The sequence below is a fragment of the Chthonobacter rhizosphaerae genome (assembly GCF_013839525.1).
GTDB lineage: Bacteria > Pseudomonadota > Alphaproteobacteria > Rhizobiales > Pleomorphomonadaceae > Chthonobacter > Chthonobacter rhizosphaerae.
Window position 1 is genome coordinate 62,225 of the sequence record NZ_JACDIS010000004.1, and the last position, 24,912, is coordinate 87,136.

A 24,912-nucleotide genomic window follows, 5' to 3' on the forward strand; every position below is an offset into this window, starting at 1 on the left:
AAGTGGACGGCGGAGCCGGCCGGAAGGGGTCGTTTTGGGCCGACAGCCTTAACACGGACCTCGTCGGGTCAGCCGCTCGATAGCCAAAAACAAGAATACAACCCCTTCCGGCCCCTGCGGGGCCACCTTCCCCTGAGGGGAAGGATTATCTGTGCCCATGCAATACCGCCTTCCCCCTCACCACACCCCTGCCCTGCCCAACGGCGCGTCCGGCCTTTTCCCTACTCCGCGGCCACTCTCTCCACCGGCACCGGTCCGCGCGACATCCGTCCCACCAGTTCCTCGTGCCGCTTCTTCGCCCGCTCGGCGTTCGCCTGCTTCACCGGGCCGAAGCCCCGGATCGACTGCGGCAGGGCGGCGAGGTCCACGGCCGTGTCCAGGGTGTCGGCCGACAGCCGCGCCTCGATCAGGTCGAGGTCCGCCTCGAAGTCGGCGATCATGGCGCGCTCGTGCCGGCGCTCGGCCGTCCAGCCGAACGGGTCGACCGGCGTGCCGCGGAGGACGCGGCCCTTGGCGAGCATGCGGAACACCGGCAGCATCCAGGGGCCGAAGGTCATCTTGCGCGGCCGGCCGGTGGCCGGGTCCGTGCGGGCGAGGAGCGGCGGGGCGAGGTGGAACTCGATCCGGCTGTCCTTGCCGCGCTCGAACGTGTGGTCCAGGGAGGCGAGGAAGGCCTCGTCGGCGAAGAGCCGCGCCACCTCGTACTCGTCCTTGTAGGCCATCAGCTTGAAGAGGCTCTTCGCCGCCTCCCGGGTCAGCCGCTCGCCGCCGGTGCGGTTGTCCTCCAGGGCACGCAGGCGCTCGATCCGCCGCCGGTAGCGCTCCGCCCAGGCGGCGTTCTGGTAGGCCGTCAGGAAGGCGGCGCGCTTGTCGATGAGGGCGTCCAGCGTTTCCGCCTCGCGCGGGTCGGCCTCCTCGGTCGCCGGCAACGGCAGCACGGAAGGGTCGTGGGCGATCAGCCGGCCCCAGCGGAAGGCCGCCACGTTGGCGGCCACCGCCTCGCCGTTCATGCCGATCGCCTGCTCGATGGCGGCCGGCGTCACCGGCAGCAGGCCCATCTGGGACGCGACGCCCAGCATCAGCACGTTGGTCTCGATGGAGTTGCCGAGGAGGCTCGTCGCCACCGCGGTCGCGTCGAGGAAGCGGGTGGAGAGCGCCGTCGCCTCGATCGCCCGCCGGATGCCGGCGATCGGCAGCGAGAAGTCCGGGTTGCGGGTGAAGTCGCCCGGCATCACCTCGTGGGTGTTGACGAGGAAGTGGGTGCGCGCCCCGTCGGCGGCGGCGAGGATCTTCTTCGAGCCGGCCACCACCATGTCGAAGCCGAGCACCAGGTCGGCGCTCCCCGCCGACACCCGGATCGCCTTGATGGCGTCCGGCGTCTCGGCGAAGCGCAGGTGGCTGATCACCGCGCCGCCCTTCTGGGCGAGGCCGGCCATGTCGATGATGCCGACGCCCTTGCCCTCGATGTGGGCCGCCATGCCGAGCACGGCGCCGGCGGTCACGATGCCGGTGCCGCCGATGCCGGTCATCACCACGTTCCAGGTCCCGGCGGGGCGCACCACCGCCGGCTCCGGCAGGGCCGCCGCGAGGGCGTCGAGGTCGCTGCCGGCGCCGCGTCCCGCGTGCTTCCGCGGCTCGGCGTTCTTCACCGTCACGAAGGACGGGCAGAAGCCCTTCAGGCAGGAATAGTCCTTGTTGCAGCTCGACTGGTCGATCTGCCGCTTGCGGCCGAACTCGGTCTCCTTCGGCTGGATCGACACGCAGTTGGACTGGACGCCGCAGTCGCCGCAGCCCTCGCAGACCCGCTCGTTGATGAACACCCGGGTCTTCGGGTCCGGATAGGTGCCGCGCTTGCGCCGGCGGCGCTTCTCGGCCGCGCAGGTCTGGTCGTAGAGGAGGATGCTGACGCCATCCACCTCGGCGAGCTCCTTCTGGACCGTCATCAGGTCCTCGCGCGGGCGGATCTCGGTGCCCTCCGGCCAGCGCATGCCGGGCGGATACTTGGCCGGGTCGTCCACCACCACGACCAGCCGGTTCACGGCGAGCGCCGCCACCTGGCGGGCGAGCGCGTCCACCGTCAGGCCGCCCTCGTGGGCTTGGCCGCCGGTCATCGCCACCGCGTCGTTGTAGAGGATCTTGAACGTGATCGTGGTCCCGGCCGCCACGGCCGCCCGCACCGCCTGCACGCCGGAGTGGTTGAACGTGCCGTCGCCGAGGTTCTGGAACACGTGCCGGCGCCTGGAGAACAGGCTCTCGCCGATCCAGCTCGCCCCTTCGCCGCCCATGGCGGTGATGCCCTCGGTCTCCCGGTCCATCCACTGGACCATGTAGTGGCAGCCGATGCCCGCGATGCCGCGGGCGCCGTCCGGCAGCACGGTGGAGGAATTGTGCGGGCAGCCGGAGCAGAAGTGCGGCACGCGCTTGCCGATGTCCGGGGTCGCCGCGGCCCGGGCCTCCACGGCCTTCAGCCGCTCCAGCCGGGCGGCGATCCGCTCGGTCGGACGCAGGCGCTGCAGCCGCTCGCCGAGGGCGATCGCGATGGCGTTCGGGTCGAGCGCGCCCTTCACCGGGAACAGCCACTCGCCCGCCTCGTCCTTCTTGCCGATGCAGACCGGCATGTCGGGCAGGCCGAACAGCTCCTCGCGGAACTGCACCTCGATCAGAGAGCGCTTCTCCTCCACCACCATCACGAGCGTCAGGCCTTCAGCGAAGCGGGCCAGCTCCTCGCGCGAGAGCGGCCACGGGCAGGCGACCTTCAGGATGCGGATGCCGAGCGCGTCCGCCGCTTCGAGATCGAGGCCCAGCTCCTCCAGCGCCTGCAGCGTGTCGAGGTAGGACTTGCCCACGGTGAGGATGCCGATCACCGGGTCGGACCCGCCGGCAGTGACGGTGCGGTTGAGCCCGTTCGCCTTCACGAAGGCCAGGATCGCGTCCCGCTTCAGGTCGTGGACGCGCGCCTCCTGGGCGAGCGGCGTGTCGCCGAGGCGGATGTTCAGCCCGCCCGGCGGCATCGGAAAGTCCGCGGGCGTCACGATCTCGAGGTCGGCGAACGAGCCGTCGATGGAGCCGGTCGACTCGATGTTGTCCTTCACGCACTTCATCGCCACCCAGGTGCCGGTGAAGCGGCTCATCGCCCAGCCGTAGAGGCCGTATTCGATCAGCTCGTGCACGCCGGCCGGGTGCAGGATCGGGATCATCAGGTCGACGAAGTGGAACTCCGACTGGTGCGCGGTCGACGAGCTCTCCGCGTTGTGGTCGTCGCCCATCAGGGCGAGCACGCCGCCGTGGCGCGAGGTGCCGGCGAAGTTGGCGTGGCGGAACACGTCGCCGCAGCGGTCGACGCCCGGACCCTTGCCGTACCAGAGCCCGAACACGCCGTCGAACCGGCCCTCCCCGCGCAGCTCCGCCTGCTGGGTGCCCCAGACGGCGGTGGCGGCCAGCTCCTCGTTGATGCCGAGCGAGAACACGATGTCGTTGGCCGCGAGGTGCTTCTTCGCCCGGCGGAACTGGCCGTCGATGCCGCCGAGCGGCGAGCCCGGGTAGCCGGTCACGTAGCCGGCCGTGTTGAGGCCGCGGCGGCGATCCATCTCCTTCTGGGCGAGGCACAGGCGCACGATCGCTTGGGCGCCGGAGACGAACACCCGGTCCTCCGTCAGGTCGTACTTGTCCTCGAGGGAAGGCCGCCTCGGGGCGGATCCGTCAGCCATGGGTCTTCCTCCGGAAAAACCCGTCCCGGCTCTCGATGCTGGCCGTTCTTGCGCGGCCGGCCGTGGGCGGTCTCGATCAGTCCTGACCCCCGTTCGTCCGGGAGCCGTCAGCCCGAACGGGCGAAGAGCTCCCGTCCGATCAACATGCGGCGGATCTCGCTCGTTCCGGCGCCGATCTCATAGAGCTTGGCGTCGCGCAGCAGCCGCCCGGTCGGGTAGTCGTTGATGTAGCCGTTGCCGCCGAGGAGCTGGATGGCGTCGAGCGCCATCCGGGTGCCCGCCTCGGCCGCGTAGAGGATGGCGCCGGCCGCGTCCTCGCGGGTCACGGCGCCCCGGTCGCAGGCCTTCGCCACGCTGTAGACGTAGGCGCGGGCCGCGTTGAGCGTCACGTACATGTCGGCCATCTTGGCCTGCACCAGCTGGAAGGTGCCGATCGGCTGGCCGAACTGCCGGCGCTCGTGCACATAGGGCAGCACCACGTCGAGCGCCGCCTGCATCAGGCCGAGCGGCCCGCCCGCCAGCACCGCGCGCTCGTAGTCGAGCCCGGACATCAGAACTTTCACGCCGCCGTCCACCGGCCCGAGCACGTTCTCGGCCGGCACCTCGCAGTCGGTGAAGACGAGTTCGCCCGTCTCCGAGCCGCGCATGCCGAGCTTGTCCAGCTTCTGGGCCACCGAGAAGCCCGGAAATCCCTTCTCCACCAGGAAGGCCGTGATGCCCTTGGGGCCGGCGGCCGGGTCGGTCTTGGCGTAGACGATCAGCACGTCGGCCGAGGGGCCGTTGGTGATCCACATCTTGGTGCCGTTGAGGATGAAGCGGTCGCCGCGCCGCTCCGCCTTCAGCGCCATGGAGACCACGTCCGAGCCGGCCCCCGGCTCCGACATGGCGAGCGCGCCCAGGTGCTCGCCGGAGATCAGCTTCGGCAGGTGGCGGCGCTTCTGGTCGTCGGTGCCCCAGCGGCGCAGCTGGTTCACGCAGAGATTGGAGTGGGCTCCGTAGGAGAGGCCGATCGAGCCGGACGCCCGGGAGATCTCCTCCATGGCGACCACGTGCTCCAGATAGCCGAGCCCGGCGCCGCCCCAGTCCTCCTCCACGGTGATGCCGTGAAGGCCGAGCGCCCCCATGGCGGGCCAGATCTCGCGCGGGAAGCGGTCCTCCCGGTCGGTCGCCTCGGCGATCGGCGCGATGGTCTCGGCCGAGAAGGCGCGCACGCTGTCGCGGATCATGTCGGCGGTCTCACCGAGACCGAAATCCAAGCCGGTCGTCACGGCCATCGGCGGTCCTCCCCGGAGCGCTCGAACCGCCTCTTCGCCGGGCGGTTTCGACCCACCTACTGTCCGGCCGTTGCCGCTCAGAATCAATCGATCGTTCGTTTTTATTTTGGACCCGTTCCCGACCGAAAATTACGTCAGCATGGCTGTCACGATCCGTACCGGACCAGGTGGAAGAAGATCGGGGCGGCGAACACCACGCTGTCCAGCCGGTCCAGCATGCCGCCGTGCCCCTCGATCATGCGGCCCCAGTCCTTCACGCCGCGGTCGCGCTTGATCGCCGACATGACGAGCCCGCCGAAGAAGCCCATCAGCGTGATGACGAGCGCCATGAAGGCGGCCTCGAGCGGCGAGAAGGGCGTGATCCACCAGAGCGCCGTCCCGATCGCGACCGCGCTCGCCACGCCGCCGACGAGGCCCTCCCAGGTCTTCGACGGCGAAAGGCTGGGCGCCACCTTGCGCCGCCCGAACAGCTTGCCCCACACGTACTGCAGCACGTCGCTGATCTGGACGACGATCACCAGGAAGGCGATCAGCAGCAGTTCGCGGCCGTCGTAGCCTGGAATGTCCAGCGTCAGCAGCGCCGGCACGTGGCTGAGGCAGAACACGCAGATCATCAGCCCCCACTGCATCTCGGCGACGCGCTCCATGAAGTCGCGCACGTCGCCGCGCACCGCCACCACGATGGGCAGCAGCAGGAAGACCCAGACCGGCACGAAGATGGAGTAGAGCCCGTACCACTCGATCCAGATCAGGTAGTACTGCACCGGCAGCACCACGAAGATCATCAGGCTGAGGGCGAGGTGATCGGCCCGCCTTGTGTCCGTCAGGGTCAGGAACTCCCTCAGCGCCGCGAAGGACGCGAAGGCGAACAGCAGGATCACCCCCGCCTTGCCGGCCAGGAAGGCGATGCCGATCGCCGCCACCATCACCCACCAGGCCTTGATGCGGGCGTTGAGGTTCTCGATCGCCGGGCTCGGCGTGTCGCCCGCCCGCCGGGCGAGGATCGCGCCGATCAGGGAGGCGACCATCAGGACGGCGCCGATGCCGGCGAAGAGCGGAAGGGTCGGGTCGGTCATCGGGTCTCGGCGGGCGTGGAGGGGGAGGCCGTCCGGGGCGCGCCGCGCGGGGCGAGCGCGAGGAGCGAGGCTTCCGCCCGGGCGAGGAAGGCGGGCTTCGGTTCGCCGGCCCGGAGCCGCATGGGGGCGCCGAAGGTCACCGTGCAGAGAAGCGGCACCGGCACCAGGGCGCCCTTCGGCATCACCCGGTTGAGGTTCTCGATGTAGACCGGCACCAGGTCCACCTCCGGCCGGGCGGCCGCCAGATGGTAGAGGCCGGACTTGAACGGCAGGAGCGGCGCCTCGGTCATGTTGCGCGTCCCCTCCGGAAAGAGGATCAGCGAGGAGCCCGCGTCGAGGGCGTCGGTCATGCGGCCGATCGGGTCGGCGGCGCGGGCGGCGCGGTCGCGCTCGATCAGCACCGCGTCGAACACGTCGATGCCGAGGAAGCGGCGCAGCCTGTCCTTCAGCCAGTAGTCCGCCCCGGCGACGGGCCGGGTGCGCCGGCGGATCGCCGGCGGCAGCACGGTCCAGATCAGCACGAAGTCGCCGTGGCTGGCGTGGTTGGCGAAATAGACCCGCGGCGCCGGGTCCGGCAACGCGCCGACCCAGTTGGGCCGCACCCCCGTCACGACGCGCGCGAAGGCCGTGACGGCGACGGTGGCCGCCGCGGCGGCGAGCCGGCGCGTCATGGCGCGCCCGCTTCGGCAAGGCCCGCCCGCACGCGCCGCACGATGGTGGCGACGAGGCCGAGGGCGAGGAGCGGCATCAGGTAGCCCGCCCCGTCCGGCACCGGCAGGCCGAGGCCGATCCAGAGGCCGAGCGCGCCGAGAAGGAGCGCGCGGTCGCTCTTGCCGACCGGCCCGTCGTAGCGGCGCGAGGCGCCCACCATGAGGCCGAGGACACCGGCGAGTTCGGAGACAATCGCCAGCACCGCCACCAGGGCGACGCCGGTGGGATCGAACGCCGGCACCACCGCGAAGGGCAGGATGAGGGCGGCGTCCGACACCACGTCGCCGAGTTCGTTGAGGTAGGCGCCGAGGCGGCTCTTCTGGCCGAACTCGCGCGCTAGCATGCCGTCCATGGCGTTGAGCGCCATGCGCGCGAACAGCCACACGGGCAGCGCCAGGAAGGCCGCCCAGGCGGGCGCGGCGTGCGTCACGGCCAGACCGGTGGCGACGGACCCGACCGCCGCCACCATGGTCACCTGATTGGCCGTGACGCCCCGCTCTGCGAGACGCTTCACGATCGGACGCAGCAGGTCCTGGAACCGCGGCTTCAGAGCGTAGAGCGTCATGGGGAAATGTCCTTGCGGCCGTATGCCGGCCAGAATGAATTAGAAGTCGTAAATAGATCACCAGAAAAGGCAGTCGTCATCGAAAGATGATCACCCGGCGGCCGCTTCCGCCGCGCGCCCGCCCCGCCGCCCCTACTCCGCCACGACGGCCACGAGGGCGGACGCCTCCTCGCCGACGCGGGTCTCCACCGTCACCCAGCGCACCGGCGCCACGCGACGGCCGTCGGCCCGGTGCAGGCACTCGGCCGGGCGATAGGGCCACTGCGAGGTCCGGCAGACGGACGCGGCTTCGGGCAGGTCTCCACGCGGCGCCTCCGTAAGCGGAGGCGGCGTCGCGGCAGCTTCGGCGGTCGCGGTCACGGCGTGGGTCGGCGGAACCATGCCGGCAAGACCGGTTCCGACGGCGACGATGAAGGACGCGATGGCGGCCTGGCGAAGAAAGGCGAAAGACATGGCTGAAATCCGGTCTGTCACGTTGAGATGAGGCGTTCTAGTCCCCGCCGGTTTCAGGAATTTGCCGCGAGCCCCCCGACTGTGTTTCAATTGTTTCAATGAATGGGTCAGACAGGCCGCCCGTGCGGCCGGTGGCCCGTTCTCGCATGCGGGGCCGGGGGATGGGGCTCGAGACCTTCCAGACGACGGAGCAGGCGGCGGCCGAGGCCGCGCCCGTGCACGTCCTCGTCGTCGACGACGAGACGGAGGTGCGCGAGCTCGTCCGGGATTATCTCGTCCGCCACGGGTTCGCCGTCACGGCGGCCGAGAGCGGCGCGGCCATGCGGGCGGTGCTGGCGGTCCGCCCCGTCCACGTGGTCATCCTCGACCTGAAGATGCCCGGCGAGGATGGGCTCAGCCTCGCCCGCTACCTGCGCCAGTCCGGCGCGATCGGCATCATCATGCTGACGGCGAGCGCCGAGACGGTCGACCGGATCGTGGGCCTGGAACTCGGCGCCGACGACTACATGGCCAAGCCCTTCGACCCGCGCGAGCTGCTGGCGCGGGTGCGCAGCCTCGTCCGCCGGCTCGCGCCCGCCGACGGCGCGACGCCCCAGGCGCGGCACGGCCACGAAGTCCGGTTCGGCCGCTTCACCCTCAACCTGGAGGCCCAGCGGCTCTACAGCCTCGCCGGCGAGGAGGTGCCGCTCACCGCCATGGAGTTCGACCTTCTCAAGGCCTTCGCCGAGCGGCCGAACCGGGTGCTCAGCCGCGACCAGCTGCTGACCCTCGCCCACAACCGCGACGCGGAGGCGTTCGACCGCAGCATCGACATCCGCATCATGCGCCTGCGCAAGAAGATCGAGGACAACCCGGACAAGCCGCGCGTGATCCGCACCGTGCGCGGCGCCGGCTACCTGTTCGATCCGTCCGCCGCGGGGACCGCATGACCTCCCCCGGCGGCCTCGCGGACCCGGTCCGCCCCGGCGCGGACGACGACGGCCTCGCAGCCGGCATCGCCGACGTGGTCCGGCTGCTGCGCTCCAGCCGCACCTGGACGGCGCACATGGACGAGATCCTGGCGGGTCTCGGCCGCCGGCTGAGGGTCAGCCGGGTCTACCTCTTCCAGATCCACGAACTGCCCGGCGCCGGCCTCGGCCAGACCTGCCTGTTCGACTGGGCGGCGCCCGGCCTCGCGCCGCTCGCCACCGACCCGCGCAACATCGACGAGGCGGTCTCGCCCGATCCGGTGTTCGCCGACTGGACCGAGCGCCGCCGTCGCGGCGAGGCCATCATGGGCCACACGCGGGACCTGACAGGCTATCTGCGGGCCGACTTCGAGCACCAGCGCATCCTGTCGTTCCTGTCCATCCCGATCATGGTCAACGACGCCTGGTGGGGGCATATCGGGTTCGACGATTGCGAGCGCGAGCGCGAGTGGACCGCGGGCGAACGATCGGTCCTGCAGTCGGTCGCCTACCTGATCGGCAGCGCCATCGAGCTGTCCGGCTCCAGCCTGATGATGAGCGAGGCGAGCCGGCTCGCCATGCTGCGCTCCGCCCTCGACGCCATCGTGGTGATCGACGAGGAGAGCTGCGTCCTGGAGTTCAACCCGGCCGCCGAGGTCCTGTTCGGCTACCGGCGCGACGACATCCTCGGCCGCCCGCTCGTCGACGCCATCGTGCCGCCGGAGATGCGCAAGGCCCACGCGACCGGCTTCCGGCGCTACCTGGCGGGCGGGGAGTCGCGCCTGCTCGGCCGCCGCGTCGAGATGGAGGCGGTCACCCGCGCGGGCGGCCGCATCCCCATCGAGCTCACCGTCACGGAGATCCGCCCCAACCAGCGCCGCCTCTTCGTCGCCTACGTGCGCGACCTCACCGAGCGCAAGGCCGCTGAGGCGGAGGCGGCGCGCCAGCGCAACGCTCTCCACCAGAGCGAGAAGATGTCCGCCCTCGGCTCGCTCCTCGCCGGCATCGCCCACGAGCTCAACAATCCCCTGTCGGTGGTGGTCGGCCGCGCCGTGATGCTGGAGGAGGACTGCGCCGACGACCGCCAGCGCGACCAGTTGCGCCGCCTGCGCGAGGCGGCCGAGCGCTGCAGCCGGATCGCCCAGACCTTTCTCAAGATGGCGCGGCACAACCCGGTCTCGCGGCGGGCCGTCGCCCTCGACGAGCCGATCCGCGCCGCCCTCGACATGGTCGCCTACGCGGCCCGGTCGAGCGGCGTCACCGTCGCCCTGGAGCTCGACCCCGGCCTGCCGGCGGTCGACGCCGACCCGGACCAGATCGTCCAGGTGGTCGTGAATCTGGCCGTCAACGCCGTCCAGGCCATGGGGTCCGGGCACGGGCCGCGCCTCCTCACCGTCCGGACCGCGTCGGGGCCGGAGCCGGGCGAGGCGAGCGTCCTGGTGCTCGACACCGGTCCCGGCATCCCGGACGAGGTGATGCCCCGCATCTTCGAGCCCTTCTTCACCACCAAGGCGGTCGGCGCCGGCACCGGCGTCGGCCTCGCGGTCAGCCACGCCATGGTGTCGGCCCACGGCGGCTCGCTCACGGCCGGCAACCGCCCGGAGGGCGGCGCCTGGTTCCGGATGACGCTGCCGGCCGCCGCCCCCGGGGCTCTCGCCGCCGGATCCGCCGCGCCGGCCCGGCCGGCCGCGCCCGGCGGCCGCGCCGTCCTCGTCGTCGACGACGAGCCGGCGGTGGCCGACCTTCTCCGCGACATCCTGGAGCGCGCCGGCCATCGGGTGACCCTCGCGGAGAACGGCGAGGCGGGCCTCGCCCGGACTTCCGAAACCGCCTTCGACGTGGTGTTCTGCGACCTGCGTATGCCCGTCATGGACGGCCGCCGGTTCCGCGAGACGCTCGCCGTCACCCAGCCGGCGCTCGCCCGCCGGGTGGTGTTCGTCACCGGCGACCACTTCGGCTCCGGGGCGGACGCCGCCGCCCTCGACGCGCCGGTGATCGAAAAGCCCTTCCGCGCGGCCGACGTCCTCGCCGCGCTCGCCTGAAGATCCTGACGGCGCCGGTCGCGCGGGCCCTCGCCGCCCGTGCGTCGGCACGGGATGCTGCCTTGCGGCCGCCGCGGCGATCGGGCCCTTTTCGTGTCCCGCGAGAGGAATGTATGTGTTATTCAAACTTAATCATCACCGATGGGGAGCATCGGCGTGAGACAGCTGGACCGGCTACAATGCGGCATCGGGGGATTCGATGAGATCCTGGAGGGCGGCCTCGTCGCGGGCGCGTCCTACATCGTCCAGGGCCGGCCCGGCTCCGGCAAGACGATCCTCGCCAACCAGATCGCGTTCCACCACGCCGCCGGCGGCGGGCGCGTGCTGGTGGCGACCCTCCTGTCGGAGAGCCATGAGCGGCTCCTTCAGTTCCTCTCCACCCTGGCCTTCTTCGACCCCGCGAGGGTGGGCGCGGAGATCAGCTACGTCAGCGCCTTCGAAACCCTGGAGGACGAGGGCCTCGACGGCGTCGTCACCCTGATCCGGCGCGAGATCTCCCGGCACGGGGCGACGGTGCTCATCGTCGACGGGCTCCTCAATGCCCGCTCCCGGGCGGAGACCCAGCTCGACACCAAGAAGTTCATCGCCGCCCTCCAGGGCCACGCGGCCTTCGCGGGCTGCACCGTGCTCTTCCTCACCAGCGCCCGTCTGGAGGACAGCTCGCCCGAGCACACCATGGTGGACGGCGTGATCGAACTCGCCGAGGAGATCGTCGGCGTCCGCTCGGTCCGTCGCATGCAGATGAAGAAGACGCGCGGCACCGGCGCGCTCGGCGGCCTGCACGAGTTCGAGATCACCGGCCACGGCATCCGGGTCCACCCGCGCCTGGAATCCCGCTCCATCGGCTCGCGCGCGCCCGACGACCCGGAGGACAGGCGCGTCTCGACCGGCATCGGCGACCTCGACCGCATGGTCGGCGGCGGCCTGCCGGTCGGCTCGTCCACGCTCGTGATCGGCGCCTCGGGAACCGGCAAGACCTCCATGGCCCTCGCCTTCGCGGCCGAGGCCACGCGCGCGGAGCCCGCCGTGGTGCTCGGCCTGTTCGAGACCCCGCCCCGCCTGGAGGCGAAGGGCGCCGCGCTCGGCCTCGACATCGCCGGCCTGCGCGCGGCGGGTGTCCTCCACCCGGTCTGGGTGCCGCCGACCGACCAGATCCTGGACGCCATCGCCTACCGCGTCCTCGACACGGTCCGGGAGACCGGCGCCAGACGCCTCGTCATCGACAGCATCGGCGCCCTGGCGCGCCGCGGCAGCACGGAAGGCCGGGACGTGCCCTTCTTCATGTCGCTCTTCAACGCCCTGCGCAGCCTCGGCGTCACCGTCTTCGCCACCTGGGAGACCGCCGACATCGTCGGCACGCCCTCGCGCGCGCCGGCCCCGAACATCGCCAGCATCACCGACAACCTTCTTCTCATGCGGTTCGTGGAGCGCGGGACGGAACTGAAGCGGGTTCTGTCCATTGTGAAGATCAGGCACAGCGCCTATGACGCATCGGTTCACGAGTTCGTCACGACACCCACCGGGCTCCACTTCCGGCCGACCGGCCCTGTCGCGGCGTTCTCGCCGGGCGCCGCGCCAACGGCGTGAGCGCGTCATCGTTCAGGCCGGAGCCGAGACATGACGACGATCCTGGTCGCGGATGACGAGTATCTGATCGCCGACATCCTGGCCTTCGCGCTGGAGGACCTGGGCTATACGGTCGTGTCCGCCGGAAACGGCCGCAAGGCGCTCGACCTCTTCCGGAGCTTCGCGCCGGCTCTCGTCATCACCGACTACATGATGCCCGTCATGAACGGGCTGGAACTCGCCGAAGCGATCCGCCGCACCCCCGGCGGCACCGTCCCGATTCTCCTGATGAGCGGCGCCCAGGCCGAGATCGCCCGGGCGCGGGGCGATCTCTTCACGCACGTGTTCGACAAGCCGTTCGTGGTGGAGCGCATGGTGTCCGTGGTGCGCGAACTGGTCGGTCCGCCGTCGAAGGCCGACTAGCAGCCGGACCGACCGGCGACCCTGTCGGAGCCGACGTTTACCGCCTCAAAACACATGATAATTAGTGTGTCTGCAGCGCACATGAATTCGGCGGCTGCATGAGGTCCATCGGCACCAAGACATCCATCCTGATCTCGCTGGTGCTGACGGCGAGCCTGATGGCCGTGATCGGCGCCGCCGCCTGGTACACCGAGAAGACCACGCGCGCCTTCCTGGACCGGGAGATGATCACCAACGCGGACCGCTACGCCGAGCGGGTCCGCGCGCAGATCAACCGCGGCCGCATGGTGGCGCGCGGGCTCGCCAGCGTGGCCGAGGCGCAGCTCCTCACCGGCCGGACCGACCGCTGGCAGGTGATGCAGGCGCTGCGCCTGTCGCTGGAGAAGGAGCCGGCGCTCTTCGGCACCTGGATGGTGTTCGAGCCGAACGCGTTCGACGGACGGGACCGGGTCTACGCCGGCCAGCCCGGCCACGACGTCAACGGCATGATCAACTACTACTACATCCGCCAAGACGGCGCGGTGCGCCTCAACGTCTACGACGGGTCCACGGACCAGACGGACCAGCTCCAGCGCGACTGGTTCCGGGTGCCGCGGGAGACCGGCAACGAGGCGGTGATCGAGCCCTACCTGGAGACCTTCGACGGCGCCCAGGGCGACGCCAGCGTCATGATGACCTCCACGGCGGTGCCCGTCCGGGCGCCGGGCGGCCGGGTGATCGGCGTCGCGGGCGTGGACCTGACGCTCGCCGACATCCAGCGCTTCGTGACCCCGCTGCACCTGGCCGGCGGCGGCGAAACCGCGGTCGTGTCGGCCGCCGGCCTGATCGTCGCCCACGTGAACCCGGACCTCGTCGGCCGGCCCGCCGCGGAGGCGGGCTATTCGCCGGCGCTGCTGCGCTCGGTCAAGGCGGGCCGCACCCACCACGAGATGGCGACGTCCGAGGGCGGCTCGGTGGTCCGGATCGCCTCGCCCATCGACTTCGACCTCAAGGGCCAGACCTGGAGCTTCGTCGCCAGCGTGCCCATGTCGGTGGTGGAGGCCAACAGCCGCGACCTCTGGCGCGGCCTCTCCATCCTGGGCGCCATCCTGCTGCTGGGCGCCGGCACGGTCGGCCTGATCGCCGGGAAGGCGGTTTCCGCGCCGATCCGCCAGATGACCGACGTCATGCGGGACATCGTCGACGGCGATCTCGACACCCGCGTGCCGAGCACCGGGCGGACCGACGAGATCGGCGACATGGCCCGCGCCCTCACGACCTTCCGCGACCAGGCGCGCGAGCGGGCCCGCCTGGAAGCCACCATGGTAGACCTGAAGACCCACAACCGGGCGATCGAGGCGGTCAACGCCGAATACCACCGCCAGAACACCCAGTTCGACGCCGCGCTCCGGAACATGTCGCAGGGCCTCCTGATGCTCGACGCGACCCTGACCGTCACCGTGTGTAACGCCAACCTCCTGAAGCTCTACGGCATGTCCGAGACCGTGGTGCGGCCGGGCATTCCCATGCGGGCGCTCCTCGACCACTACTGCGACGTGGCCGGCCTGTCGGACGCGGAGCGGGAGCGGCACATCGCCGGCAGCTTCGCCCGCCTGGCGTCGCGCCACGCCTCGCTGGTGCACCAGACCCTGCCGGACGGGCGGATCATCGCGGCCAGCTACCAGCCGATGACCGACGGCGGCTGGGTCAACACCTACGAGGACGTGACGGAGCGCCGGAAGGCGGAGGAGCGGATCGCCTACCTCGCCCGCCACGACCCGCTCACCGGCCTGCCCAACCGGTCGCTCTTCCGCGAGCGGGTGGAGGAGGCGCTTGCGGACGTGCGGTCCGCCGGCGAGGCGGCCGCCATCCTCTATCTCGACCTCGACCGCTTCAAGCCGATCAACGACACCCTCGGGCATCAGGCCGGCGACGCGGTGCTCTGCGGCGTCGCCGAGCGGCTGCTCGGTCTGGTCGGCAGCGACGACACGGTGGCGCGGCTCGGCGGCGACGAGTTCGTGATCCTGTCGCGGTCGCGCACGGACGAGCCGGCCGTGCTGGCTCTCGCCGAGCGCGTGATCGCCGCCGTGTGCGAGCCGTTCGCCATCGGGGGCTATCAGGCGCAGGTGGAGACCAGCGTCGGCATCGCCCTCGCGCCGCGCGACGGGGCGGACCCCGAGGTGCTGTTCAAGGCCGCCGATCTCGCCCTCTACAAGGCCAAGGCGGACGGCCGGGGCGTCGCGCGCTTCTTCGAGCCGGTCATGGACGCGGGCATCCGCCGCCGCCGGCTCCTGGAGGCGGAGCTCATGACCGCGATCGGCACCAGCCAGCTGGAGTTGCACTACCAGCCGATCATGAACCTCGCCACCGGTCGGATCACCGCCTACGAAGCCCTGCTGCGCTGGGTCCATCCGCGCCTCGGCGCCATCTCGCCGGCGGAATTCATCCCGGTCGCGGAGGAGAGCGGCCTCATCTACGAGCTCGGCCGCTGGGTGCTCGAACAGGCCTGCCGCGACGCGGTCGGCTGGCCGCGCGGCCTGCAGGTCGCCGTCAACCTGTCGCCGGCCCAGTTCCTCGGCGACGACATCGCCAGCACCGTGCGCCGGGCGCTCGCCCTTTCCGGCCTGCCGCCGGAGCGGCTGGAGCTGGAGATCACCGAAAGCGTGCTGCTCCGCGACAGCGAGGCCACCGTCAAGGTGCTGGACGCCTTCGACGCCCTCGGCATCTCGATCGCGATGGACGACTTCGGCACCGGCTATTCCAGCCTCGGCTACCTGCGGCGCTTCCCGTTCGACACCATCAAGATCGACCAGTCCTTCGTGCGCGACCTCGCGGTCAGCGCCGACTGCCGGGCCATCGTCACCGCCATCGTGGGCCTCGGCTTCAGCCTCGGCATCGCCACCACGGCGGAGGGCGTGGAGACGGAGGAGCAGCTGACGCTCCTGAAGGCGCTCGGCTGCACCATGGCGCAGGGCTATGCCATCGGCCGCCCGCGCGCCCTCGCGGCCGTCCTCGACGACCTGCGGGCGCCCCGGGCCGCCGCCGGCTGACTCGTCGCTCCCGTGCCGCTCGCTCAGGGCATCCGGCCGTCGAGCTCGGGCAGCAGCACCACGCTCTCCTGCTCGTTCGGGTCCGTGCGGGCGATCACCGCCACGCAGGGCTCCGTCTCAGAGGCGTTGTAGGGCAGGTGGGGCATGTCGGCGGGGATGTAGAGGAAATCCCCCGCCACCGCGGTCAGGTGTTCGGTCAGGCCTTCGCCGTACCACATGCCGGACTCCCCGCTCAGCACGTGGATGGCCGTCTCGTGGCTGGCGTGCTTGTGCGCCCTGGCGCGCGCCTTCGGCGGGATGGTGACGATCTGCATGTGGATGCCGCGCGCCCCCACGGTCTCGGCCGAGATGGCCGGCGTGTAGGTGAGCGCCTGCTTGCCCACGAAGGCGGCGCCGGCCCGGACGACCCGGCAGGTGGGATTGGAAACGGTGTCGCTCGCCATGGTGAGCCTCCGGTCGGCGGATGGTCGGACGCGCCGGCCCGCGAGCCGGCGCCCCGTCATCCTAGGGCATTCTCCGATCAAGTTTGCACGACCCGGTCGCCGAGAGAATGCTCCAGCTTGTCGACTCTGGAGCGCTTTTCCGGCGGCGGGACCAAACAGCCGTCACGTGCCGTCGGGCCAGCCGAGATGCCGGCGCAGCTCCGCCGCCAGGGCGCGGATCTCGTCCGCCGCCTTGCCGCCCCCCGGCAGCTCCGTCGCCGTGCTCCCCTGGCCCATGCTGGACGAGAAGACCACCCGGTTGCCGAGGTGCTGGACGGCCATGGGGGCGTCGAGCGCCCGGATGGCGTCGATCACCGCCCCGGAGGCGGTCGCCCGCGGCGGCACCCGGTTGACGACGAGAAGCGCCGGCGGGCCGCCGCGTTCGATCATCGCCAGGGTGGCGCCGGTGGCCCAGAGATCCACCGCCGTCGGTTGCACTGGCACCGCGACGAGGTCGGCGGATTCGATCGCATGGCGGGCCTCGATGTCGGACTTCGGCGGCGTGTCCACCACCACGAGGTCGTGGTCGCGGGCGAGGCTGCGGGCCTCGCGCTTGGCGCCCCAGCCGCTGGCGGTCCGGAACGACAGGCCCGTCTCCCCTTCGCCGAGGCGATCCTCCCGGCGCTCGAACCACTGGCCGAGGCTGCCCTGGGGGTCCACGTCGAGGAGCGCCACCCGCAGGCCCTCGCCGAGCGCGAGCGCAAGGTGAGCCGCCACGGTGGTCTTTCCGGATCCGCCCTTCTGCTGGGCGACCGCGATGATCTTTCCGGCCATGAGCCCTCGCTATCCAGTCTCCGGCCCCTGGATCCCGTGTCGTCCAGCGGCCCCGGCCCCGCTTATACTGCAGCGCATCATCCATGCGGAGCGGGAAATGCACCTGCTCGACCAATAGACGGCCCCGTCGGGCCGGTCGTCTTGTCGGCCGGCGCGGACGACTTTCTCTCGATGCCCGAATTAACGACCCGTTCACCCTGTCCGGACGCCCGGTGCAACCGGTCCGCTCATCCGGGCGTAATCCCCACCAATGAGGGAGCGGACGGGGCAAAGCGAGGCTACGCCATGGGACAGTCCACCCACGCGCCGGAACTCTTGATCGTCAGCCAGAACCCGGCCACACGGGCGGATCTCTTCTCGCTCAGCGGCCAGTCCGGCCTGCGCCTCGTGTCGCTGGAAAGCGCCCCGGCCTGCCTCGATCGCCTGGAACGGCAGGCCAGCGACGTGGCCGCCGCCCTCATCGCCCTGGAGCCGGACTGCGAGCCTTGCCCCAAGCTCGTCTGGACCATCAACTCCAACTGGCCGTGGATCCGCCTCGTCACCGTCTGCCCGGCGGACATGCTGGACCTTCTGCCGTTCGAGTCCTGGCGCATCCCCTATCCGTGCCTGCCGCTCGACCTCCTGACGGCGCTCACCGCCGCGCTGGAGGACCGCGCGAGGCCGGGGCCGTCCGCGCGGCGCACCGCCGCCCGGCCGCTCTTCGGCGATCTGGTGGCCGCCCGCCTGCCGCCGGACTAGCCGCCGGATTGGGCGATGCACTGGGCAGTGGACTGGGCGCCGCTCCCGGCGCGGGCGCGGGCCGGGCGGGTTCAGGCGAGCGCCCGCTCCAGGCGCGCCCAGGCGGCCGCGTCGCCCGGAAGCCCGAACCGCAGCCAGCGGGGTGCGTAGTCGAACGGCCTCGTCAGGATTCCGGCCCGGGCGAGCCGGTCGAACCAGGCGCCCGCGTCCGCCGTCTCGGCCAGCCGGAACAGCGGCGTGCCGCCGGCCGGCCGCAGGCCCGCCGCGGCGAGGAGGCCGTCGAGGCGGTCCGCGTCCCGCCGCAGCCGGGCCATCGCGGCGTCGAGCCACGCCCGGTCGGCCAGCGCCCGGACGCCGATCGCGAGCGCCGGTCCCGGCACCGCCCACGGGCCGAGCGCCGCCCGGATCCGCGCCGCCTCCGGCGCCGGGGCGAGCGCGAAGCCGAGCCGCACGCCGGCGAGGCCGTAGGTCTTGCCGAACGAGCGCAGCACCAGCGCCGCGCCGAGGGCGTCCAGGTCCGGCGCGAGGCTGACCCCGTCCAGCCCGTCCGCGAAGGCCTCGTCCACCACCAGGAGCCCGCCCGACCGGCCGAGGTCCGCCGCCGCGGCCCGCAGGTCCGCCGCCGCCAGGACCCGGCCGTCCGGGTTGTTCGGGTTCACCACCACGACCACGTCCGCGTCCGCGACCCCGTCCAGGCTCGCCACCGTCCGCACCTCCGCGCCCGCCGCCGCCCAGGCGAGCGCGTGCTCGCCGTAGGTCGGGCCGAGCACCGCCACCCGGCGCGCCGGCCGGAGCCGCGGCAGGAGCTGGATCAGGGCCTGCGTGCCCGGCGCCGCCGCCACCATGCCGGCCGACGAGACCCCGTAGGCCTTGGCAGCCGCCGCCGCGAGCGCCTCCTCCGCCGCGCGCGACGGCAGGCGCGTCCAGCAGTCCGCCGGCAGGTCGCCCACCGGATAGGGCACCGGGTTGATGCCGGTGGAGAGGTCGATCCACGGCCGCGGCGCATCGCCGTAGAGCGCCATGGCGCTTTCCAGGTTGCCGCCGTGGGTGAGGATGTGCGACCGCAGAGCGTCCGCCTTCTCCGCCCGGTGTGTCATGGATCTTCCTCCGCCTCCGCTCGTCCTGGTGCTCGCCCTCGCCATCGAGGCGGCTGTCGGCTATCCCGAGGCCGTCTACGCCCGGATCCGGCACCCGGTCGTGTGGATCGGCGCCCTCATCGCATGGCTCGACCGCCGGCTCAACCGGCCGGAGCTCGCCTTCGCGGTCCGGCGCCGGCGCGGCATCCTCGCCCTCCTCATCCTCCTCGCCGTCACGGGCGGGGCGGCGCTCGTCCTGGAGCGGCTGGCCGTCGGCCTCGGCCCGGCGGCAGCCCTTCTCGTCCTCGGCCTCCTCGCCTCCAGCCTTCTCGCCCAGCGCAGCCTGCACGACCACGTGGCGGCCGTGCGCGACGGCCTGAAACGCCGCGGGCTGCCGGGCGGCCGGAAGGCCGTCGCCATGATCGTCGGGCGCGACCCGGAGAGCCTGGACGAGGCGGGGGTCTGCCGGGCGGCGATCGAGAGCCTGTCGGAAAACCTCTCCGACGGCGTCACCGCCCCCGCCCTCTGGACCGGCCTTCTCGGCCTTACCGGCGGCGTCCTCTACAAGGCCATCAACACGGCCGACAGCATGATCGGCCACAAGTCGGAGCGACACCACGCCTTCGGCTGGGCCGCCGCCCGCCTGGACGACCTCGTCAACCTGCCCGCCTCGCGCCTCTCTGCCGTCCTCATCGTCATCGCCGCCGCCGCCAGCCGCGGCATGGACGGCGGCGGCGCGCTGCGCGCCGTGCTGCGCGACGCCGGCCGGCACACCTCGCCGAACGCCGGCTGGCCGGAGGCAGCCTTCGCGGGCGCCCTCGGGCTGAAGCTCGCCGGCCCGCGCACCTACCCGTCCGGCCGCGTCGAGGCCGCCTTCATGGGCGACGGCCGGGCCGACGCCACCCGCGACGACATCGACCGCGCGCTCCGCCTCTACCGCCGCGTGCTTCTCCTCCAGGGCTTCGTGGCCCTCCTGGCGGCGGTCGCGGTGGTGCCCCACTGAGGCCGGCCGATTTCCTCGTCAAACCTGCGCATCGGCGAGGACCGGACCGTGCATCGGCCATGGCCGATCCTTCCGCCCCGCGACGCATGTCACCATCCGGTTAACGGATCGGCGGACGTTCATGCCGGGCGTGCATGGCAGATCCGCGTGAACTCGGGCGTTTCGCCATGGTTCGGACAATCCGCCTTGAGACTGTCTACCGGCGTCGGCGATGATCGACGTCCCTCCTGAACTGGCCACCGTCCCATGAGCCCTCCGCCCCCGGCCGCCGCCCTGGCCGACGAGCCCGCCTATGCTCCCGCTCCTCCGCTTGCCGTGCCTGCCGCGATGAAGGACGGAACCCTCCTCGGGATCCTGTTCATCCTGGCCTCCACGCTCTTCTTCGCGAGCGGCGACATCGCCGCCAAGGCGCTCACTGCCAGCGTGCACCCGGTCCAGGTGGCCTGGTTCCGTTATCTCATGTTCCTGGTGGTCCTGATTCCGGCGGTCCTTCTCTGGCGCGGCCCGGCCGCCATCCGGACCCGCCGGCCGCTGCTCCAGATCGCCCGCGGTCTCTGCGTGTCCGTTGCGGCCACCCTCTTCATCCTCGGGCTGCGCTACCTGCCGGTGGCCGATAACACGGCCATCAACTACCTGTCGCCGCTCTTCATCACCGCCCTCTCCATCCCGCTCCTCGGCGAGAAGGTCGGCCCGCGCCGCTGGGCCGCGGCCTTCGTGGGCTTCCTCGGCGTGCTCCTGGTGGTCCGGCCCGGGTCGGACGCCTTCCAGGTCGGGGCGCTCTTTCCCATGGGCGCCGCCCTGGTGTGGGGCTTCGGCGCCATCTTCACCCGCATGCTCGCCGACGAGCGGCCGGAGACGACCCTCGTCTGGACCGGCCTCACCGGCTTCGTCTCCATGGGGCTGCTGGTGCCCCTCGTGTGGGAGCCGATGGACAGCCATCAGGTGCTCCTCGGCATGGGCAACGGGCTCGGGTCCGTGGTCGGCCACGTGTTCGTGGTGCTGGCCTTCCAGCGCGCGTCCGCGTCGCTGCTCGCGCCCTTCTCCTACGCCCAGCTCCTCACCGCCACGGGTCTCGCCTACCTGGCCTTCGGCGACGTTCCGGGCGTGTGGACCGCGGCCGGCAGCCTCCTCATCATCGGCAGCGGCATCTACACCGCCCACCGGGAGCGCATCCGCCGCGCCGAGGCGGCCCTGAAGCCGGTCCGCTGAGCGCGCCACATCCCGCGAAGCGGGCCGGCCTGTGCGCCGGCCCGCCCGCCGCCCTCACCACTCGATGCCCGCCTGCGCCTTCACGCCGGCGGCGAAATGGTGCTTCACCTGCGTCATCTCGGTCACGAGGTCGGCGGCCTCCACGAGCTCCGGCTTGGCGTTCCGCCCGGTGACGACCACGTGGAGATCCGCGCGCCGGCCCTTTAGCGCCGCCACCACCGCCGCAAGGTCCAGGTGCCCGTAGCGGAGTGCGATGTTGAGCTCGTCGAGCACGAGCAGCCGCACCATCGGGTCCGCCATCAGGGCCTCCGCCGCCGCCCAGGCCCGCTCGGCGGCCGCGACGTCGCGGGCGCGGTCCTGGGTCTCCCAGGTGAAACCCTCGCCGAGCGTGTGCCAGCGCACCTCGCCCAGCCGTTCCAGCACCCGCCGCTCCCCGGTCTCCCAGGCGCCCTTGCCGAACTGGACGACGCCCACGGTCCAGCCGTGCCCGAGCGCCCGCACCACGAGCCCGAAGGCGGCCGTGGACTTGCCCTTGCCCGGCCCGGTGTGGACCATCAGGAGGCCCTTCTCGGCGATGGTCTTGCCGGCCACCTCGGCGTCCTGCGCCGCCTTGCGGGCGGCCATCTTGCGCCGGTGGCGCTCGGCGTCGTCGCTCGGCCCTTCGCTCGTCACGGCATGGTCCTTTCCGGGTCCTCGAATGCCCCGGTCCGCCCTATGGCACGAAAGCCCGGCGCGCCGAAAGTGTCACGGCCAGCGCCGTTGACTTCGCCGGCCGTTGCCTCCAAACATCCTCGTCGCGACGGTCCTTCGCCCACGAAGGTGAAAAGGGAATGCGGCCGGTCCGGACGGGACGACCCGTCGGGTCCGGGAGATCCGCAGCTGCCCCCGCAACTGTGAACGGGAAGTCGGGTGCCATCAGCCACTGGTCATCGGGGACCGGGAAGGCGGCAGCCGGCGGCGATCCGTGAGCCAGGAGACCTGCCGTCGCCGTTCGGGAACCTGATGCCGCCGGTGGGGCGGCAAGGAGAGAGATGATGGCCAAGATGTTCGCCTCCGCCGGCGCCCCTGTTTCCGGCACCCCGATCTCCAGCGCCCAGGCTGCCGGTGCGTCCCGCGCCGAAGTGCTGCGCGTCGCCCTGGTGGCGGGTGTGTTCGGCGCCGCCCTGGTGTTCTTCACCGGATTCGCCGGCGCCGACGTGCTGCACGCCGTGGCGCACGACTGGCGCCACGCCATGGCGTTCCCCTGCCACTGACGGCCGCTCCGGCGTCCTCATGCTGAAGCGCGTGTTGTCGGCCGCCTGCGCGGCCGGACTTGCCGCCGGGCTTGCGACCGCAGCCCTGCAGCACGTCACCACCGTTCCGCTCATCCTCGAAGCCGAGCGCTACGAGACCGCCGTCCTCGACGGCTGGTCCGCCCCCGAGCCCGGCCTCATGACGGCCGTCGCCGCCCACGGCGACGCCGCTCCCGGCCATGCCCACGGCGAAGGCGTGCAGGCCCACGGCGGGGGCGACCATGCCCACGGGGGCTGGTCCCCGGCCGACGGCCTGGAGCGGACCCTCGCCACCACGGTCGCCACGGTCGTGTCCGGCATCGGCTTCGCGCTCGTGCTGATCGCGGTTCTGCTCCTCGCCGGCGAGCGCATCACCGCCCGCACCGCCCTCGCCTACGCGGTCGGCGGCTTCGCGGCCACCGGGCTCGCCACCGGCGTCTGCCTCGCGCCGGAACTCCCCGGCAGCGCCGCGGCGGGCGTGGAGGCGCGCCAGCTCTGGTGGATCGGCACGGCCGCCGCCACCGCGGCCGGCCTCTACCTGATCCTCAAGACGCGGCACGCCGCGGCTTTGCCGCTCGGCCTCGCCCTCCTCGTCGTCCCGCACCTCGTCGGCGCACCGCATCCGGACGGCTACACGAGCACGGTGCCGGCGGAGATCGCCGCCCGGTTCGCCGCCACGTCGCTCGCGGTCCACGCGGCCTTCTGGGCGGCTGTCGGCCTCGGCGTCGGCATCCTCTGGCAGCGCGGCGAACCCCGCGCGGCCGCGTGAGCGCGGAGGCCGCCATGCCGGCCCTCGCCACCGCCCCGCCCGTCGCGGACCAGCCGGTGACGGTGCACGTGTGCGTCACCTGCCGGCTTGCCGCCGACGCGCCGGACGGCCCGCGCGCCGGCGCCCGGCTCGCGGCGGCGCTCCAGGAGGCCGCCGGTCCCGGCGTCACCGTCGTGCCGGTGGAATGCCTCAGCGTCTGCAAGCGGCCGGTCACGGTCGGCTTCTCGGCGCCCGGCCGCTGGACCTACGTCTACGGCGACTTCCCGCCCGAAAGCGCCGACCTAATCCTCGCGGCGGCGGCCCAGTACGCCGCCGCCCCGCAGGGCCTCATCCCGTGGCGCGAGCGCCCGGAGGCGCTGAAGCGCGGCGTCGTCGCCCGCATCCCCCCACCCGCAGATCCCGAGGCCGCCTGATGTCCTCCGCCCAGAATACTCCCGGCGCCGGCCCGACCGCCGGCAAGGTGCCGGTCACCATCGTCACCGGCTTCCTCGGCGCCGGCAAGACGACCCTCATCCGCCACGTGCTGGAGGCCGCCAAGGGCCGCCGGCTCGCCCTCATCGTCAACGAGTTCGGCGACGTCGGCGTGGACGGCCAGATCCTCAAGGCCTGCGGCATCGAGAGCTGCCCGGAGGAGGCCATCGTGGAGCTCGCCAACGGCTGTCTCTGCTGCACCGTGGCGGACGACTTCGTACCCGCCATCGAGGCCCTGCTCGCCCACCCGCGCCGGCCGGAGCACATCATCGTGGAGACGAGCGGCCTCGCCCTGCCGAAGCCGCTCGTGAAGGCGTTCGACTGGCCGGAGGTGCGGGCCAAGCTCACCGTCGACGGCGTGATCGCCGTGGTGGACGGCGCCGCCGTCGCCGAGGGCCGGTTCGCCGACGACCCGGAGGCCGTGCTCGCCCAGCGCGAGGCCGACGCGGCGGTCGACCACGACAATCCGCTGGAGGAGGTCTACGAGGACCAGCTCCTCTGCGCCGACCTGATCGTGCTCAACAAGGCCGACCTCCTCGACGGCGACGCGGTGGCGCGGCTCTCCGCCGAGATCGCCGGCCAGGTGCCCCGGGCCGTCAAGGTGGTGACGACCGCCGAGGGCCGGATCGACCCGGCCGTCCTCCTCGGCCTCTCCGCCGCCGCCGAGGACGACCTCGCCAACCGGCCCTCGCACCACGACGCGGAGCCGGACCACGACCACGACGACTTCGACAGCTTCGTCGTGGAGATCGGCGCCACCCGCGACCCGGCCGCCCTGGTGGCCCGCCTCGCCGAGGTGGCGGCGAGCCACGACGTGCTGCGGATCAAGGGGTTCGTCGAGGTGGAGGGCAAGCCCATGCGCCTCCTCGTCCAGGGCGTCGGCAGCCGCTTCCGCCACCACTTCGACCGCCCCTGGACCCCCGGCGAACCCCGCCGCGGCGCCCTCGTGGTGATCGGCGAGAAGGGCCTCGATCGGGAGGCGATCGAGAGCGCGCTCGCGGCGTGAGGTGAAGACGCGCGCGGCGTGACGTGAACATGAAGGAGTAACCCGGCGCCCGCCCCCTCCTCCCCGTCATCCCGGCGAACGCCGGGATCCAGCCGACGGAAAGGCCTGGAAGCGGACGGCGAGACGTGCAGACCGACGCAGGTCGCGGCGGCATGGAGTGCCATTGGATCCCGGCTTTCGCCGGGATGACGGACAACGGGTGGCGGTCACCGCCTGGGAACGGACCCGGCGCCCGCCCCCTCTCCCCGTCATCCCGGCGAACGCCGGGATCCAGCCGACGGAGGGGCCCGCGCCGCGCTTCGTCGCCCGCCCGCGACGCC

At 72.1% G+C, this 24,912-nt stretch carries 22 protein-coding genes and 1 riboswitch; of the genes, 12 read left to right on the forward strand and 10 right to left on the reverse strand.

Translation table 11 applies throughout. From position 1 onward, the window contains the following. Positions 1–221: 221 nt before the first annotated feature. The 6 genes from HND91_RS08525 to HND91_RS08550 form a co-directional block, all read right to left on the reverse strand. Positions 222–3,707: an indolepyruvate ferredoxin oxidoreductase family protein gene (locus HND91_RS08525; RefSeq protein WP_181706141.1), complete on the reverse strand. Its 3,486-nt coding sequence runs from the start codon at positions 3,705–3,707 to the stop codon at positions 222–224. Positions 3,708–3,814: 107 nt separating this feature from the next. After that, the gene (locus tag HND91_RS08530; protein ID WP_181706142.1) at positions 3,815–4,981 is read right to left on the reverse strand and encodes an isovaleryl-CoA dehydrogenase; all 1,167 of its coding nucleotides are present in this window, start codon (positions 4,979–4,981) and stop codon (positions 3,815–3,817) included. A 146-nt stretch (positions 4,982–5,127) separates the two neighbouring features. Then, on the reverse strand, positions 5,128–6,057 hold the full coding sequence (locus HND91_RS08535; RefSeq protein WP_181706143.1) for a phosphatidate cytidylyltransferase: 930 nt from the start codon (positions 6,055–6,057) through the stop codon (positions 5,128–5,130). Then, a complete protein-coding gene (locus HND91_RS08540) occupies positions 6,054–6,728 on the reverse strand; it encodes a lysophospholipid acyltransferase family protein (RefSeq protein WP_181706144.1) in 675 nt (224 codons plus the stop codon). The genes HND91_RS08535 and HND91_RS08540 overlap by 4 nt, the downstream gene beginning before the upstream one ends. Further along, a complete protein-coding gene (locus HND91_RS08545) occupies positions 6,725–7,333 on the reverse strand; it encodes a CDP-alcohol phosphatidyltransferase family protein (protein WP_181706145.1) in 609 nt (202 codons plus the stop codon). The genes HND91_RS08540 and HND91_RS08545 overlap by 4 nt, the downstream gene beginning before the upstream one ends. A gap of 132 nt (positions 7,334–7,465) precedes the next feature. Beyond that, positions 7,466–7,786: a hypothetical protein gene (locus HND91_RS08550; RefSeq protein ID WP_181706146.1), complete on the reverse strand. Its 321-nt coding sequence runs from the start codon at positions 7,784–7,786 to the stop codon at positions 7,466–7,468. A gap of 161 nt (positions 7,787–7,947) precedes the next feature. Here HND91_RS08550 and HND91_RS08555 point away from each other — a divergent pair, with 161 nt between their 5' ends. The 5 genes from HND91_RS08555 (at position 7,948) to HND91_RS08575 (ending at position 15,793) form a co-directional block, all read left to right on the forward strand. Continuing rightward, entirely contained in the window at positions 7,948–8,715 is a 768-nt protein-coding gene (locus tag HND91_RS08555) for a response regulator (protein ID WP_181706147.1), read from the forward strand. Next, positions 8,712–10,775, forward strand: a complete 2,064-nt coding sequence (locus HND91_RS08560; protein WP_181706148.1) for a hybrid sensor histidine kinase/response regulator — start codon at positions 8,712–8,714, stop codon at positions 10,773–10,775. Before HND91_RS08555 ends, HND91_RS08560 begins: the two co-directional genes overlap by 4 nt. A gap of 156 nt (positions 10,776–10,931) precedes the next feature. Continuing rightward, positions 10,932–12,362: an ATPase domain-containing protein gene (locus tag HND91_RS08565; RefSeq protein ID WP_181706149.1), complete on the forward strand. Its 1,431-nt coding sequence runs from the start codon at positions 10,932–10,934 to the stop codon at positions 12,360–12,362. 30 nt (positions 12,363–12,392) lie between these two features. Next, complete coding sequence (locus HND91_RS08570) at positions 12,393–12,764, forward strand: response regulator (protein WP_181706150.1); 372 nt, start codon at positions 12,393–12,395, stop codon at positions 12,762–12,764. Positions 12,765–12,862: 98 nt separating this feature from the next. After that, complete coding sequence (locus HND91_RS08575) at positions 12,863–15,793, forward strand: bifunctional diguanylate cyclase/phosphodiesterase (protein WP_181706151.1); 2,931 nt, start codon at positions 12,863–12,865, stop codon at positions 15,791–15,793. Between the two features lie 23 nt (positions 15,794–15,816). On the opposite strand, the gene HND91_RS08580 is transcribed toward HND91_RS08575, so the two are convergent. Continuing rightward, on the reverse strand, positions 15,817–16,236 hold the full coding sequence (locus tag HND91_RS08580) for a cupin domain-containing protein (RefSeq protein ID WP_181706152.1): 420 nt from the start codon (positions 16,234–16,236) through the stop codon (positions 15,817–15,819). Between the two features lie 162 nt (positions 16,237–16,398). After that, positions 16,399–17,049 (reverse strand): ParA family partition ATPase, encoded by a 651-nt coding sequence (gene parA / locus HND91_RS08585; protein ID WP_181706153.1) that lies wholly within the window; start codon positions 17,047–17,049, stop codon positions 16,399–16,401. 285 nt (positions 17,050–17,334) lie between these two features. On the opposite strand from parA, the gene HND91_RS08590 reads away from it, so the two are divergent. Further along, complete coding sequence (locus HND91_RS08590) at positions 17,335–17,787, forward strand: hypothetical protein (protein WP_181706154.1); 453 nt, start codon at positions 17,335–17,337, stop codon at positions 17,785–17,787. Between the two features lie 71 nt (positions 17,788–17,858). On the opposite strand, the gene cobD is transcribed toward HND91_RS08590, so the two are convergent. Then, positions 17,859–18,884, reverse strand: a complete 1,026-nt coding sequence (cobD, locus tag HND91_RS08595) for a threonine-phosphate decarboxylase CobD (RefSeq protein WP_181706155.1) — start codon at positions 18,882–18,884, stop codon at positions 17,859–17,861. On the opposite strand from cobD, the gene cbiB reads away from it, so the two are divergent. After that, a complete protein-coding gene (gene cbiB / locus HND91_RS08600) occupies positions 18,883–19,866 on the forward strand; it encodes an adenosylcobinamide-phosphate synthase CbiB (protein ID WP_181706156.1) in 984 nt (327 codons plus the stop codon). The two genes, cobD and cbiB, sit on opposite strands and share 2 nt — an antisense overlap. Before the next feature lie 246 nt (positions 19,867–20,112). Then, entirely contained in the window at positions 20,113–21,075 is a 963-nt protein-coding gene (locus tag HND91_RS08605; protein WP_181706157.1) for a DMT family transporter, read from the forward strand. A 54-nt stretch (positions 21,076–21,129) separates the two neighbouring features. On the opposite strand, the gene cobO is transcribed toward HND91_RS08605, so the two are convergent. Beyond that, positions 21,130–21,747, reverse strand: coding sequence for a cob(I)yrinic acid a,c-diamide adenosyltransferase (gene cobO / locus HND91_RS08610; protein ID WP_343057226.1), 618 nt, complete (start codon positions 21,745–21,747; stop codon positions 21,130–21,132). Positions 21,748–21,858: 111 nt separating this feature from the next. Further along, positions 21,859–22,075: riboswitch (cobalamin riboswitch) on the forward strand. Positions 22,076–22,109: 34 nt separating this feature from the next. Between cobO and HND91_RS08615 the strand changes: the two genes are divergently transcribed. The 4 genes from HND91_RS08615 to cobW are packed head-to-tail and all read left to right on the forward strand — an operon-like array spanning position 22,110 to position 24,592. Then, a complete protein-coding gene (locus HND91_RS08615; protein ID WP_246329372.1) occupies positions 22,110–22,328 on the forward strand; it encodes a CbtB domain-containing protein in 219 nt (72 codons plus the stop codon). A gap of 19 nt (positions 22,329–22,347) precedes the next feature. Next, entirely contained in the window at positions 22,348–23,115 is a 768-nt protein-coding gene (locus HND91_RS08620) for a CbtA family protein (RefSeq protein WP_181706158.1), read from the forward strand. Between the two features lie 14 nt (positions 23,116–23,129). After that, on the forward strand, positions 23,130–23,528 hold the full coding sequence (locus tag HND91_RS08625; protein ID WP_181706159.1) for a DUF1636 family protein: 399 nt from the start codon (positions 23,130–23,132) through the stop codon (positions 23,526–23,528). Next, positions 23,528–24,592, forward strand: coding sequence for a cobalamin biosynthesis protein CobW (cobW, locus tag HND91_RS08630; protein ID WP_181706160.1), 1,065 nt, complete (start codon positions 23,528–23,530; stop codon positions 24,590–24,592). The genes HND91_RS08625 and cobW overlap by 1 nt, the downstream gene beginning before the upstream one ends. Positions 24,593–24,912 lie beyond the last annotated feature (320 nt).

Coding starts and splice junctions, on each gene's coding strand:
- HND91_RS08615 (WP_246329372.1), top strand. CDS start 22,110: ATGGCCAAGATGTTCGCCTCCGCCGGCGCCCCTGTTTCCGGCACCCCG.
- HND91_RS08530 (WP_181706142.1), bottom strand. CDS start 4,981: ATGGCCGTGACGACCGGCTTGGATTTCGGTCTCGGTGAGACCGCCGAC.
- HND91_RS08550 (WP_181706146.1), bottom strand. CDS start 7,786: ATGTCTTTCGCCTTTCTTCGCCAGGCCGCCATCGCGTCCTTCATCGTC.
- HND91_RS08570 (WP_181706150.1), top strand. CDS start 12,393: ATGACGACGATCCTGGTCGCGGATGACGAGTATCTGATCGCCGACATC.
- HND91_RS08605 (WP_181706157.1), top strand. CDS start 20,113: ATGAGCCCTCCGCCCCCGGCCGCCGCCCTGGCCGACGAGCCCGCCTAT.
- HND91_RS08560 (WP_181706148.1), top strand. CDS start 8,712: ATGACCTCCCCCGGCGGCCTCGCGGACCCGGTCCGCCCCGGCGCGGAC.
- cobW (WP_181706160.1), top strand. CDS start 23,528: ATGTCCTCCGCCCAGAATACTCCCGGCGCCGGCCCGACCGCCGGCAAG.
- HND91_RS08555 (WP_181706147.1), top strand. CDS start 7,948: ATGGGGCTCGAGACCTTCCAGACGACGGAGCAGGCGGCGGCCGAGGCC.
- HND91_RS08540 (WP_181706144.1), bottom strand. CDS start 6,728: ATGACGCGCCGGCTCGCCGCCGCGGCGGCCACCGTCGCCGTCACGGCC.
- HND91_RS08620 (WP_181706158.1), top strand. CDS start 22,348: ATGCTGAAGCGCGTGTTGTCGGCCGCCTGCGCGGCCGGACTTGCCGCC.
- cbiB (WP_181706156.1), top strand. CDS start 18,883: ATGGATCTTCCTCCGCCTCCGCTCGTCCTGGTGCTCGCCCTCGCCATC.
- HND91_RS08625 (WP_181706159.1), top strand. CDS start 23,130: ATGCCGGCCCTCGCCACCGCCCCGCCCGTCGCGGACCAGCCGGTGACG.
- HND91_RS08535 (WP_181706143.1), bottom strand. CDS start 6,057: ATGACCGACCCGACCCTTCCGCTCTTCGCCGGCATCGGCGCCGTCCTG.
- cobD (WP_181706155.1), bottom strand. CDS start 18,884: ATGACACACCGGGCGGAGAAGGCGGACGCTCTGCGGTCGCACATCCTC.
- HND91_RS08575 (WP_181706151.1), top strand. CDS start 12,863: ATGAGGTCCATCGGCACCAAGACATCCATCCTGATCTCGCTGGTGCTG.
- HND91_RS08525 (WP_181706141.1), bottom strand. CDS start 3,707: ATGGCTGACGGATCCGCCCCGAGGCGGCCTTCCCTCGAGGACAAGTAC.
- HND91_RS08580 (WP_181706152.1), bottom strand. CDS start 16,236: ATGGCGAGCGACACCGTTTCCAATCCCACCTGCCGGGTCGTCCGGGCC.
- HND91_RS08545 (WP_181706145.1), bottom strand. CDS start 7,333: ATGACGCTCTACGCTCTGAAGCCGCGGTTCCAGGACCTGCTGCGTCCG.
- parA (WP_181706153.1), bottom strand. CDS start 17,049: ATGGCCGGAAAGATCATCGCGGTCGCCCAGCAGAAGGGCGGATCCGGA.
- HND91_RS08590 (WP_181706154.1), top strand. CDS start 17,335: ATGGGACAGTCCACCCACGCGCCGGAACTCTTGATCGTCAGCCAGAAC.